This window comes from Pusillimonas sp. T2, assembly GCF_002236805.1.
In the GTDB taxonomy this organism is placed as follows: domain Bacteria; phylum Pseudomonadota; class Gammaproteobacteria; order Burkholderiales; family Burkholderiaceae_B; genus Neopusillimonas.
In genome coordinates this window covers 231,191-244,008 of the sequence record NZ_NIQA01000003.1, presented here as the reverse complement: position 1 = coordinate 244,008, position 12,818 = coordinate 231,191, and the positions used below count along the sequence as shown (strand labels likewise).

12 protein-coding genes are annotated in these 12,818 nt (G+C 58.6%); 5 read left to right on the top strand and 7 right to left on the bottom strand.

Translation table 11 applies throughout. The features are described 5' to 3' along the window. Positions 1–10 precede the first annotated feature (10 nt). Positions 11–943: a pca operon transcription factor PcaQ gene (gene pcaQ / locus PuT2_RS06885; protein ID WP_093970293.1), complete on the top strand. Its 933-nt coding sequence runs from the start codon at positions 11–13 to the stop codon at positions 941–943. A gap of 21 nt (positions 944–964) precedes the next feature. Here the strand turns inward: pcaQ and PuT2_RS06880 are convergent, their stop codons facing one another. From PuT2_RS06880 to PuT2_RS06850, 7 genes are all read right to left on the bottom strand, one after another. Continuing rightward, on the bottom strand, positions 965–2,224 hold the full coding sequence (locus PuT2_RS06880) for an alpha/beta fold hydrolase (RefSeq protein WP_093970292.1): 1,260 nt from the start codon (positions 2,222–2,224) through the stop codon (positions 965–967). Positions 2,225–2,252: 28 nt separating this feature from the next. After that, positions 2,253–3,617, bottom strand: coding sequence for a 3-carboxy-cis,cis-muconate cycloisomerase (pcaB, locus tag PuT2_RS06875; protein ID WP_093970291.1), 1,365 nt, complete (start codon positions 3,615–3,617; stop codon positions 2,253–2,255). A gap of 98 nt (positions 3,618–3,715) precedes the next feature. Further along, positions 3,716–5,350, bottom strand: coding sequence for a PAS domain-containing methyl-accepting chemotaxis protein (locus PuT2_RS06870; RefSeq protein WP_093970290.1), 1,635 nt, complete (start codon positions 5,348–5,350; stop codon positions 3,716–3,718). A 248-nt stretch (positions 5,351–5,598) separates the two neighbouring features. Next, positions 5,599–6,606, bottom strand: coding sequence for an ABC transporter substrate-binding protein (locus PuT2_RS06865; RefSeq protein WP_093970289.1), 1,008 nt, complete (start codon positions 6,604–6,606; stop codon positions 5,599–5,601). 57 nt (positions 6,607–6,663) lie between these two features. After that, on the bottom strand, positions 6,664–7,830 hold the full coding sequence (locus tag PuT2_RS06860) for an FAD-dependent oxidoreductase (RefSeq protein ID WP_093970288.1): 1,167 nt from the start codon (positions 7,828–7,830) through the stop codon (positions 6,664–6,666). Further along, the gene (locus PuT2_RS06855) at positions 7,823–8,836 is read right to left on the bottom strand and encodes an aromatic ring-hydroxylating dioxygenase subunit alpha (protein ID WP_093970287.1); all 1,014 of its coding nucleotides are present in this window, start codon (positions 8,834–8,836) and stop codon (positions 7,823–7,825) included. Before PuT2_RS06855 ends, PuT2_RS06860 begins: the two co-directional genes overlap by 8 nt. A gap of 64 nt (positions 8,837–8,900) precedes the next feature. Further along, a complete protein-coding gene (locus PuT2_RS06850; protein WP_093970286.1) occupies positions 8,901–9,614 on the bottom strand; it encodes a TetR/AcrR family transcriptional regulator in 714 nt (237 codons plus the stop codon). Between the two features lie 209 nt (positions 9,615–9,823). Here PuT2_RS06850 and PuT2_RS06845 point away from each other — a divergent pair, with 209 nt between their 5' ends. The 4 genes from PuT2_RS06845 to PuT2_RS06830 are packed head-to-tail and all read left to right on the top strand — an operon-like array spanning position 9,824 to position 12,817. Further along, the gene (locus PuT2_RS06845; RefSeq protein WP_093970285.1) at positions 9,824–10,090 is read left to right on the top strand and encodes a hypothetical protein; all 267 of its coding nucleotides are present in this window, start codon (positions 9,824–9,826) and stop codon (positions 10,088–10,090) included. A 2-nt stretch (positions 10,091–10,092) separates the two neighbouring features. Then, a complete protein-coding gene (locus tag PuT2_RS06840; protein WP_254046962.1) occupies positions 10,093–11,415 on the top strand; it encodes a hypothetical protein in 1,323 nt (440 codons plus the stop codon). Continuing rightward, positions 11,412–12,125: a hypothetical protein gene (locus PuT2_RS06835; RefSeq protein WP_093970284.1), complete on the top strand. Its 714-nt coding sequence runs from the start codon at positions 11,412–11,414 to the stop codon at positions 12,123–12,125. The genes PuT2_RS06840 and PuT2_RS06835 overlap by 4 nt, the downstream gene beginning before the upstream one ends. Next, positions 12,122–12,817: a hypothetical protein gene (locus PuT2_RS06830; protein ID WP_093970283.1), complete on the top strand. Its 696-nt coding sequence runs from the start codon at positions 12,122–12,124 to the stop codon at positions 12,815–12,817. The genes PuT2_RS06835 and PuT2_RS06830 overlap by 4 nt, the downstream gene beginning before the upstream one ends. Position 12,818 lies beyond the last annotated feature (1 nt).

Here is a 12,818-nt window from a genome sequence, read left to right as displayed (position 1 = left end):
ACCTCAGGTTATGGAAAATGACCGATTTCTTCACCGGGTAAGGCTGCGCCATTTGCAGTGCTTTGTCACCGTTGCTCAAGAGCAAAATCTGGGTAAGGCGGCCGAGCGGCTTAACCTTAGCCAGCCGGCGGTTTCCAAGACGCTGGTCGAGCTTGAGCAGATGGTGGGTGTCGCGCTGTTGCGTCGTGGGCGTTTTGGCGCTCGCCTGACACCCGAGGGTGAACATTTCCTGGCGCACGCATTATCGGTGCTCGAGGCCCTGGACGGTGCAGCTCGTGCTGTGGGCAAAGGCGGCAGCGCTGCCCAAGAAACGGTGATCGTGGGGGCATTGCCCACTGTGGCTCCCGATATTTTGCCGATTACCCTGACGCAATTCCGGCAGCAGTATCCTCAGGTTCGGGTCGAGGTGCTAGTGGCCACCAACAGTGCCTTGCTCGAAAAGCTCAAGGCCGGTGAATCCGATGTGGCGGTGGGGCGCATGGCCGACCCGCAAATGATGGTGGGGTTGTCGTTCGAGTTGCTGTATGTCGAACCCCTGATTGCCGTGGTACGAGAGGGGCATCCTCTGTTGCAAGGGGGCTTGTCGTTGTCGCAACTAATTGCGTGTCCGTTGGTGGTGTCGCCGCCGGGTACGGTACCGCGCCATAACACCGAAAACTACCTGGCCGCCCGCGGGCTCAAGCTGCCCAACAACTGTCTAGAAACCCTGTCGGTATCCGTTGCCCGTCTGGTTGTGCTGCAGTCCGACGCAGTCTGGTTTGCGTCTGCTGGTGCGGTGCGTGATGATATTTCGCGTGGGTTGCTCGCCCGGTTGCCGCTGGCGTTTGAGGGCACCGAAGAGCCGGTGGGGCTGTTGCATCGTTCTGATGCGGTACTTAGTCCCCCCGCGCAGGCTTTAATGAAAATCCTGCGGGGGGTCAGTCGTCGAGCATCAAACGAATAGTGCTCGATCTGCACTAGGGTTTCAGGCGTTCAAAAATGCCTGGACGGCGTCAATAAAGGCCTGGGGCTGTTCGGCGACGGCCAGGTGCGAGGCGTCTTTAAGGACGACCAGCTTGGCGCCAGGAATCTGGTTAGCCATAGTTTCAGACATCGATACCGGCGCGCCTTGGTCCAGTTCACCGGCAATGACCAACGTGGCTGCCTTGACCTGGGGCAGGCGATCGGTGGTATTGACGGTGCCAACCGCATTGCAGCAGCCGATATAGCCTTCGGCGTCGGTCGTTACCAAACGTCGGCGGTACGACGCCACTGTCGCTGCGCGTTCGGCACGGAAGCCCGCATGGAAGTAGCGCTCCATTACCGCGTCGGCGATGACTTCGATGCCTTGGGCTTTGACGGTGGCAATGCGTTGTTGCCATACGTCGCGTACCGCATCGGGGTAGGCTGACGTCGAGTTGGCAATCACCAGTTTCGACACCAGTTCGGGGCGGCGGATAGCCAGTTCTTGCCCCACCATACCGCCCATCGAAAGGCCAATCCAGATCACCGGGCCGCAACCGAGTTCGCCAATCAGGCGAGCGGCGTCATCAGCCAGCGCTTCCATTGTGTACAAACTGGCCGGTGCGTCGGACGAGCCGTGGCCGCGATGGTCGTAGCAGACGACGTCGTATTCGGCCGCCAACACGTTGGCCAGGCGGTCCCACATGGTCAGGTCGCAACCTAGTGCATGGCTGAGGATAACGGTTTGACGCGGTTGACCGTTGCGGGCCGGGCGACGGGTGTAGTGCAGTGCCGGTTTGCTTTGGGTAACGTGTTCGTGACCAATGCCAGGGTGGCAAGTGTCGGCCGGGTTAAGTGGTGTGAGGGTGTAGCCGATTTCTTCGCCGATTTCTTTCAAGATGGCCTGGGCGTGGGTAAAGCCGGTGTTGGCGGCGGGTACGCCTGCATAAATGGCGGTCTGGATGATGATTTCTTTCAGCTCGTCGGGGGTCAGGCGGGTTTCGGGTGTGCCCCCGACCAAGCCGGCACGTACATGCAGTTCGAACTCTTCCCAGCGGCCTAGAGCCATGGTAATGGCCAGTACCATGGCGCGGCGGGTTTTCTTTTCTAGTCCGGGGCGACCCCAGATTTCATTCCAGGCAAAACGGGTAATCAGTTCCTGGAATTCGGCATTGAAGTTGGTGGCGCGCTCGAGCGAGCGGTCGACCCAGGCGTCGCCCAGAATTTCACGGCGATTTTTCAGGCCGCGTTCAAAGTCGTGATTGGTGGCATCAAAAGTCATGGTGATTCCTGCGGTTCAAGTGTATGTGTTAAGCCAGTTGGGCAAGCAATTGGGGAATAATCGTACGGGCCATGGCGGCGCCGCTGTGGGTAGCATTGACCGGGTCGAAAAGGGCGTCGAGCGCCGAGAGATCAAGCTGGGTACGCAGGGCTTCGTCGGCGTTAACGGCCGCGCGTACCACATCTGACAAATGGGCTTTTTCGGTGACGGCGCGTGCGGTCAAGGTTTCCATCAAATGGTGGGCAGCTGGGCGTCCGATGACGCCGGCCAGGTAAATGGACACCGCTTCTGCGAATATCAACCCTTGCAGGGCATCGATGTTTTGTCGCATGCGTGCCGCGTCGATAACCAGACCATCCATAGCCTCACGCAATGCCGTCAGCGCACCGTGGGCACTTAAAAACAGACCGGGCCATTCGGCCAATTCGGCCTGCCAGTTGCCCAGCCCGCGTTCGTGTTCTTGTGGCATGTTGGCCAGCAGTGCAGCGGCCCGATGCGGCGTGCGGCCCGCGGCGGCCAGCGCAATCATGGAAGAGACCGGGTTGCGTTTGTGGGGCATGGCCGACGAGCCGCCACGCCCCTGGCCCGAAGGCTCGGCCAGTTCGGCGATTTCACCCTGGGCCATCAAGCTCAGGTCGGTGGCGATTTTGCCCAGGCTACCTGTCAGCACGGCAACCTCAAGCCCCAGGCGAACCCATTCATCGCGTTGCGTATGCCAGTTGCCCAGGGGGTTGGCCAGCCCCAGGTCGGCAGCAACGCGCTGGGCTACGGCTGGGCCTTTCTCGCCCATGACGGCCAACGTGCCTACTGCACCGCCCAGCTGCAGCTGCAGGGCCTGATTGGCCAGCGTCTTAAGCTGCGTGCGGCTGCGTACCAGCGGCGCTGCCCAATTGGCGAATTTGAAGCCCAGGCTGGTGACTTGCGCCGGTTGCATGAGTGTGCGAGCCAGTACCGGTGTTTGTGTGTGCGTTTGTGCCAGGGTGAGCAAACGGGCCGCCAGGCTGTTTAATTCGCCGTCGATCAAGGCCAGCGCCTTGCGGGTTACCAGTACAGCCGCAGTGTCGATCACGTCTTGGCTGGTGCTGCCCCAATGCACTTTCGTCGCGGCCTCGGGGTCTTCGGTGGCGACCTTTTGCGTCAGCGCCTTGACCAGGGGTATAGCCATGCTGCCTGCGCGGCGCGCAGCCACAATGATGGCAGGCAGGTCGAATGCGTCGGCCACGCAGTGTTTTTCGATGATGCGCGCGGTCTGGGCCGGAATCAGGCCCTCGGCGGCCTGGGCGCGTGCCAGCGCGGCTTCAAAATCAAGCATGCCTTGACTTACCGCCATATCGTCGAAAACGTCGATGATGTCGGTGGTGGTCAGGAAGCTGTCAAAAATTGGTACGCTCACGGTGTCTCCGGAAATAAAACGGGGCCAACCCTGCGGTTGGCCCCGTTATTGTAGCCCCGTGTAACCGGCGGCCAGGGCAGCCCTGGCCTCAGGCCGGGTTAGCCGACCAGTTTCGGCTCGTCGGAGCCGACCTGTGCAGGGCGGCCTTTTTGACCGACACCTGTATTCAAGACTGCAATGGCCACGCCCAGATTTTCGGCTTCGGCCGACAAGTGCCGAACGGTTTGCCCCAGGTCGTGAACCATGTTGGCGTTTTGCTGGGTGACGGTGTCCATCAGCGAGACCGCCTGGTTGATTTCGGTCAAGCCGGTAGTTTGTTCGACCGACGCGGTCGAGATTTCGGCCATCACGTCGGTAACACGGCGAACGGAGTCGACGATTTCCTGCATTGTGGCGCCAGCGCGAGACACTTGCTCAGACCCGGCAGTAATGCGCGAATTCGAATCGTCGATAAGGTTTTTGACTTCTTTGGCCGCTTGCGAGCTTTTCAGGGCCAGGTTGCGTACTTCGCCTGCGACAACGGCAAAGCTCTTGCCGGCTTCGCCGGCACGGGCTGATTCGACGGCTGCGTTAAGCGCCAGAATATTGGTCTGGAACGCAATGCCTTCAATGAGGGTGACGATGTCTGCAATCTTGCGCGAGCTTTCGCTGATGCCATCCATGGTGTGAACCACTTCGCCGACTACCTCACCGCCTCGTTGCGCGATTTTCATGCTTTCGTCGGCCAGACGGCTGGCCAGATGGGCGTTGTCGGTGTTTTGTTTGACGGTTACCGTCAGCTCTTCCATGGCGGCGGCCGTTTCTTGCAGCGATGCCGCGTTGTCTTCGGTGCGTGCCGACAAATGCGTGTTGTTGGCATACAAAACCTGGGCCGTGTGGGCGGTTGAATGCACGCCGACTTCGACATCGTGCGCGATACTGATCAGGCTCTTGCGCATGATGTCGAGGTAGAAATTCAGGTTGTTGACTTCGTCACTTTTGCCTTCTTGCAGCGCAAGCGTCAGATTACCCGCTGAAATCTGTCGTGCTACGCGGGCCGCGTCGGCCAGCGACGTAATGGCGCGTTGCGCTACCAGCCAACCATAGCCCAGCATACCTGCCGTCAGCACGCCAACTGCAGGCCATACGTACCATGCCTGACCCGACGGGACACCGCCTTGCGCGGCGAACCAGCTGGCAATGCCAATGGCACCCAGGCCCATGGCGGACATGCGCAGCAGGCTTGAGCGCAGGCTGTTGTTAAAGGGCATGGCCGCGTAGTCGAGCACGCGCAGTAGCCCTTTACGGACTTTTTGCCCAGCCTTGACGGTGTGCCAACGCACCTTGCCTTCGTTGATGTCCTGGTAGAAAGCTTCTGCGGCTTTGACTTGTTCTTCGGTGGGTTTGACCCGGACCGAGGCATAGCAGGTGACTTCGCCGTTTTCAACGACCGGGTAGGCGTTGGCCAGTACCCAGTAATAGCTACCGTCTTTGCGCCGGTTTTTTACAATGCCCAACCACGGCTTGCCGTCCTTCAGGGTGTCCCATAGGTCGGCAAAGGCCTCGGGGGGCATATCGGGGTGGCGGATCAGGTTATGCGGTTTGCCCAGCAACTCGTCGCGCGTAAAGCCGCTGACTTCGATAAATGCCGGGTTGGCATAAATGATCCGACCTTTCATGTCGGTTTTAGAAATCAGGTACTGGTCTTCGCGAACAACAGTTTCGATGTTAGTGACGGGCAGGTTTTTACGCATACAGAGAGTGGGTTCCGTTTTTTCGCTACAAGATGTGCGAGGTTATGTCTGAGCAACGTCTAACCCGCGATTGTAAGTGGGTGAAACTGCCTGCTACCCCAAATTAGCCGGGGAAATTGCCCCTTGCTTATGTGATTGACAGTAAAAACCCCTGCCAGATCGTAACCTGACAGGGGGATTAACGACGGCGACGCCCGGTTGTTTAGTTGACCAAAATCAAGCGCCGCCCAGCTTGGTTACGTTTTGGCTTATTTGGCCACTTGGATGAACTGGTTGGTAAACAGATCGTTCAGATCGATTCGGTCGCGAATAATGCCTTCTTTGAGGTAAAAGTCTTGCAGCGCCGATACGCGTTTGGGGTCGAAACTGCCGGTGCGTTCCTGGCCCGAATACACGTTTTTCGCGTAATACGTCAGTACTTGCTCTACAAACTTTTCACGGCCTTTGTACGAGGGCATGAACGACACGTATTCGGCAGTGGCCTGCGCCGGGTTGTCACGGACTTCGGCAAAGGCTTTCAGGGTGGCGTTCAAGAACTTCTGAATAATTTCGGGCTTTTCGGCAATCATTTTTTCAGACGCCATAATGGCCTGCGCCATGCCGGGGAAGTATTTGCCTGTCGACTCATATGTCATGGCCACGCCGCCGTCCTCAACCATGAAACCGTTCTCGGGGGCGCCGATCATGCCAATGGCTTTGCCGGTACCCACCAATTGCCAGATACCGACCGGGCCGGCCGCTTGCACATCGGTGTCGTCGCGTTTTAGACCGCCTTGTGACAGCACGGCCAGCGTGGCGTAAAACGAGGTGTCTTGGTAAGACATCACCGTAAAGGTTTTGCCTTTCAGGTCGGCCGGAGACTTAATGTTGGCGTCGGCGCGCATCATGATCTGGTGCAGGGCTTGGCCACCCAGCAGCGCCACGCCCTTAACGGGGATGCCATTCTGACGAAGAATAATGGGCGTGTCGCCCAAGGCACCGCCCAATGGTGCGTTACCTGCACCCAGTTGCTTGCCTACATCGGCGCCGCCTTTGGCTGTCACGAAATTTACTTTCAGGCCTTGTTGGGCATAGTAATTTTTGTTTTGGGCCAGCATGAAAGGGGCAAAGGCAATCACGCCCGCTGGTGCAGGCAGCAGGTAGGTAATTTCGGTCAGGGGCTCCGCCGCTTGCGTTGGGCCAGCGCCCAGTGCGGTGGCCAGGGCCAGGCATGCCACCGACGCGTTGGTGCGCCATTTAGATAGCGTTCGAATCATCTTGAGTCTCCTTGGTTAACTGCCTGAGGCAGAAAGTTTGTGTTGCGGGTTTGAAAATTAATGAGTGTGTCGCAGATCGCCCAACCGGGCGTAAAACTGCTCCACTTGATGTTGTGCGTTGGTTTTCATGGCTTCATTGCGCGTCATGCAGCTCTGGGCATCTTCGACGGCGCCGGCTTCGCCGACGCGGCGCGAAGCGTCTTGCACAAACTGGCATACCGGTAGTCGTGTACGCCCGAAGTGTTCCAGTACGCGAGTGTCGTGGCCATGCTTATCTAGCAAGTCGCCCAAGACAACCGCATCTTCAATCGCCATGGCACCACCCTGGCCCATAAATGGGGTTGATGCGTGTGCCGCGTCGCCTATAAGCAAAATGCTGCCGCGATGCCAGGGCAGGGGCGCCACAATTTCTTCGACCAGGGTGTAAAGCACTTCGGTCTGATCCGACACTTCGTCCAGAAATTGTTTTACTGGGCCTTGAAATTCGGCAAATTTTTCGCGCATGAGCGCCGGCCAGTGACTTGGATCGAACCAGGGGCTGTCGGGCTCGCTGATGGTGCCAAAAATGTAGAGTTTGTCGTGGCTGATGGGCATAATGCCCAGGCGCTTGCCCACGCCCATCAACATATACTTTTTGTTAAGCCAGGACGGGCGCTGATGAACGCTGCGCCACACGCCAAAATGGGTGCTGCGCGGTGCGATTTCGGGGAAGGCCATTTGACGCACTTGAGAGCGGATGCCGTCGCAGGCCAACACCAGGTCGTATGGGGTTTGGCTGCCGTCTGACAACGTTACCGTCGCGCCAGCGTCGGTGTTCTTATCGATTTGTACGACCGTTGTCGCCAGCCGTATATCGACGCCCAGCGCGCCCAGGCGGCCGGCCAGTACCCGATGAATTTCGCTGCGTTTGATGCCCAGAATGGGCGGGATAGCCGGATCTACCGTAGGGTAGTACACGTCGGTAATGGGGTTGCCCAAGTGGTCAAGGTAAATGTTTTTGCCGTCGTCAATCGCAAAGCCGGCCGCCAGAATGTCGGGCAGTACACCCACCCGCTGCAGTGCAGCCAAGCCGTTGCTGTACACAAAAATGCCCGAACTCTGAAAGCGCCATTCGGCTTGTTTCTCGATGAGTGTGACGCGGATTCCCCGATTGGCCAGCACAATGGCGGCCGAGCACCCGGCGATGCCGGCGCCCACGATGAGTACGTGTTTAATCTCAGCCATGGGCGGCCTCTGTTGCGGTTTCTTTTTCGGCCAGCGCCGCCAGCATGCGGTGTGCTGCGGTAACGGCCTTGTCCGCCTTTAGCGCCATTTGCGGCTCGTTGGCCACCCAGGGTTTCATCGCCTGTTGGGCCTGCGCGATATCGACGTCTTCGGTATGAACACGGCGGGTGTCGGCGTCGAGCTTTTGCGAGAACTCGGCATCGTCGGTACGAAAGTTGCGCGACAAGGCAATGTAGTAGTGATGCGAGGTGTCAGTTTCGGGCGTGATGAAATGGTCGGCGCGCAAATCTATTTGTTCTTGATCGTTTTCGTTGCGCACCAGCACGGTTACGTTGTACGGAGCCGTCCATTCGGCCAGCTGGGTGCGATCGACAGGCTCGGCCAAGGTATGCCAGGCTTTATGGGCCGGCGCTTGCGTGGTGTTTTTGAATACTCGGGTGGTACGAATGCACCCCTCGTCAACGTCAATTTGCAATGGGTCTTTTTCAAGACGACGCGCATCAAACCCAATTGTCGAGGCATGTAGAAACGCCACATGCGACAAGTCGAGCAGGTTGTCGTTCATCAGTTCGGCTGCGGCATCAACATGAAAATACTGGACGACTTCGGTGTTCCATTGCGCCGACTCGCGCCACGGCCGGGCGGGTAGCGGCGTGCTGTCGGCCAGTTCGGGCTTGCCTGTAAAAATCCATACCAAACCATAGCGTTCTTGCGCCGGATAACTACGAATGTGCGACCGCGGCGGGATCACGTCTTGAGAGGGGATATGCACGCACTTGCCGCCGGCATCGAACGTCATACCGTGGTAGATGCAGCGTAGCGTGTTGCCCTCGACCACCCCCATAGATAGGGGCGCTTGCCGGTGCGGGCACACGTTTTTAAGAATGGCGGGGGCGCCGTCGGCCTGCCGGTAAATAACGACCGGTTCGTTGCAAATAATACGGCCAAGCGGTTGTTGGGCCAGTTCGGCACTGGTGCAGGCAACGTACCAAAAGTTCTTAAGCATTTGAATTCACGCATTTAAATTAATTAACGTTAGCGTGAATTATTGGCCGACTAGCGATACCGGGTCAATCAGGGTTAGCGATAGGTTGTTCCAGACCATGCAGAATCAGGTCAGTCAGAAAGTTGACGTAGCGTGTCTTCAGCTCGGCTGGGTCGGCATCGTCGCCGAACAGCTCGGACAGCAGCGGGCCGGCTGCCGTAAAAAATTCTGTCAGGCCGATTAAGGCGATATGCAGAAAACGCGGGTCAATAGCGCGGATGGGGGCTTGAGGGTTGTCGTGCAACATAGACACCGTGAGTTGCAGGCCGCGCGATGTGACCCGGCCTAACAAGGCTTTACCTTTGTCTTCGGCCGACTTCTGGTAGATCTGGTCCATGACCAGCCGGTGAAAATGCGGGTTGGCTTCAATCAATTCGATCATGCCGCGCAGCCGCGCCGATAGTTTGTCGCCCAGCGGCGCATTGCTTTGCACTGACGGCCGTACGGTGTCGTGCTCGCCCTCGACCAGTTGCTGGGTGGCTGCCGTCAGTAAACCGTCTTTGGTGCCAAAGTAATAGCGAATAAGCGCAGGGTGCACCCCGGCGCGTTGGGCCACCGCTGCAAGCGTCAAGGCCTGCGGTGTGCTGTGCTTTAGTTCTTCAATAGCAGCTTGCACCAGGGCTTCCGGGCCAACCCCATCGACGGCGTCGGGGCGGCCTTTGGCGCGGGGCTTGCGAGGTTTTGCAGGTTTTGAGGTCATGGTTTGGGTGTTTGTGGTGTTGACTTGGATACTAGGCATCAGGTGCAGCCGGTTATTAATTATCTTAAGCGTGAATTAAGGTTGGTGTAAATCGCTGTGGGCCTAAGTATGGCCATCTGTTTGTATTTTTTCCGGTGATGTGTTGGCCGTAGTCGTTGGCCGGATACTTTTCGCCGGCTCGGCATCTGCGAATTGTTGTGCCCGTATCTATTGGCCACACTAAGAGCCATCTGATCAAAGGGGGCGTTATGACAATGCGGATGCATAAACAGGCGGGCCAGGGCATGACGGAGTACATCATTATCGTGGCGCTGGTTGCCGTTGCGGCTATTGCCGTCTATCAAACGTTTGGCCAAGTGGTCAGGTCGCAAACGGCGGCAATGGCAAAAGAGCTTGCCGGCGAAGACGGCACGGCCGAGTCGCAAATGGCACAAACGGCCGCGCAGGCAGCGGCAGCGCAAACGGCTGCCAAAAGTCTCAAGTCGTTTACAGGCAACGCCGGCGGCGGGCAGTAAAGGTGTTGCGCGCTGCTCATTCCGTATCGCGCGGCCCGGCGCGCCAGCACGGGCAATCCATGGTGTTGGGGTTGCTGCTGGTTGGCGTGGCGGCATTGGCGATGATTCGGTACTTTGGCGTCGGGCAGGTGTTGGGCGCGCGGGCCGATCAAACCCACGCGCTCGATGCGGCGGCCTACAGCGGTGCGCTGGTACAGGCGCGTGCCCTGAATCTGCTGTCATTTATCAATAGGGCGCAGGTAGGGCATCAGGTCGCCATGGCGCATTTGACTACGTTGGGGGCGTGGGCCTTGTTTGGCGGGCACGAGGCCAGGCAACTCGTTCAGGGGAACCCGCCGGCCTATCTTATTGCCATGATGTTTGGCGCATCGCATGGGGCGGCGTATGCGTCGGCCGCTAGGGCTGCCGGGCGCGAAACGGCCGCCGCAGGCTTTGGGGCCTTGGCACAAGCGTATGCCGGCCACGATCGGCTGGTGCACGATACTTTGTTCAAGGCCCAGCAAGACATCGTGACGAACTTGCGTCAATCACGTGACGAGGCCATGACCCTGGTGCTCAATCGAAGCTATCCCGACGAAAACTATTCGCTGAAGGTGTCTGATGACGGTCTGGACGATTACCTGGCCCAGCATGGCGGGCTGTCACTTTCGGGCTTCATAACCGACGTTGTTGCCAGATTTGTTTTTCTTGCGCCGCGTAACGAGACAATGCGAAATGCCTGGATGGTCAATCCTCGTTGCCCTCATATGCGTCACGAGCTGCGTCGCAGGGGCGACACCCGGCTCGAATCGGACGGGCGTTGGTCATCGACAGATACGCAGTCTTACCATGCGTTGAGATCGAACAAATGGATAGGTTGTTATTACCGGGAATATGCGATGGGGTGGGGCTGGATTGCGGGTCAGCACGCGACAGGCAACGATATGCCCCACGTGCAGAATCCTCCCGACAACTTTGCCGCGCAAGATTTCTGGCGATGGGTCCATGCGCATACCGATTGGGATATTTTTTCGGGTTCGGCCAACCCGTTGGCAAATTCAAGGGCCGTGGCGCAGCGTCCGCTATGGTCCATGCGTGGGTTGCCAAGGTATTTTGACGTCCGTCAGGCTGGTCAGGCCAAGCCATTGTATTTTTCGGCCCACCTTGTTCGCGCTATTGCCTCGGGTGAGCGCGTCCACACTTATAGTGCAGCCGAAACGTACTTTCAGCGGCCGCAGGCGCGTGCCGATCGCAGGCTCGAGCGCCAAAATTTGTTTAACCCTTATTGGCAGGCGCGGTTGGCAATCAGCCCGGCACTACGTCATAGCATGAAGGTGGGGGCATGATACGGCTGCCAACACAGGCGCGAGGTCAGGCGCTTGCCGAAGGGGTGGTGGTGCTGGTCGTGCTGTGCGGCTTGTGGGCGGCATCAACCTGGTTATTTCGACTGCAAGATATGGACTTGCAGGTTTTGCATGCCAGTCGTTCTGTTGCCTTTGCTGCCACGCGTGGTGGCAGTTTGTCGGCGGCTACTGATCTGGTACGAGAGCGTTATTTTTCCGGCCCGTCGCATCAGTGGCGTACCCGCGCCGGTGAGTCGTGGCTGCGTGCGGGGCGCCCCGAGTTATCGGTTGATATCGGCACATTGCCTGCGCTTTCGCCATACGCTCAACCCGGGGCTGGGGCGCATGGCGCCGCAGTGCTGGCCTCATCATTGGGTGTTGGGGATAGTCTGCTGACTGAGGCCGTCGTCCGGTTGCAGCCACGAGCTCTGGACACGGGGACTGCCCCGTTGTTGATCGGCAGGCAATCCATTTTGGTGGGGGCTGGCCATGCCATCGATGATGCCGATGTCGTTCAACGCGTGGGTTCATCGGTGGCGGCCTGGTCAGTTGCAACCGCTAGCTCGGTGTCGACGGGTCAAGCGCTTGCATCGGTTCTAGAGCCCCTCGATCGGGGGTGGTCTCGCGCTGTGCCCGATTTCGACTGGCTTTCACCCTGGCAGGCTGACGTGCCCGCCTTGCACCTCAAGTCTTCTGGCGGGAGCCCCGGATGAACTCTACACGTCTTTTTATGCGATGGGCGTTTGCTGGCTGCATGTTGTGGGCGACGTCGCCGGTGCAGGCCGGTGCCGACATCATGCGGGTATTTGAGCGTCTGGCTGCGCCCGATATGGTGTGGGAACCTATCGAGCAGGCAACCCTGGGTGGTCAGCCAGTGTATTGGCGGATGTTTTCTGATGCCGGTCCGCTGATGGCAACGGCGGCGCGTATGAGTCAGTTTCCCAATGTGTTTCAGCGGGCGTTGGTCTTGCGTAACAAGGTGGTCTTGTCCGGTGTAGCAGGCCGCAAACATTGGGTTGCTGATCTGACTGCAACGTCCGAGGGCGTCAAAGGGGTGCTGTCCATGATGCTGCTTTCGGGGCAGTCCTCGACTCAAGAGCGTGCGGCCGTGTTGCCCTGGTTATCGCAATGGGCACAGTCGCGTTACCGGCAAACCACGCATTCGTCCATGGCTACAACAACGCACGAGGTGCACAGCGCGTCGCTGCCACCAGCCACGCTGCGTCGTCTTATTCAAGAAAATTTGCTTAAGGAAGGCTGGACGGCGTTGTCTGATAGCTCGACCGGAAGTTTGGAGCAGTGGGGCAAACAAAGCGTCAAACTAGTGTTCTCGGCATATCAGGTTGGTGACGGCACAACGCTTTTCTTGCATGCGGCCGAGCCGTTGCGAGTTGGGGGCGGCTGAC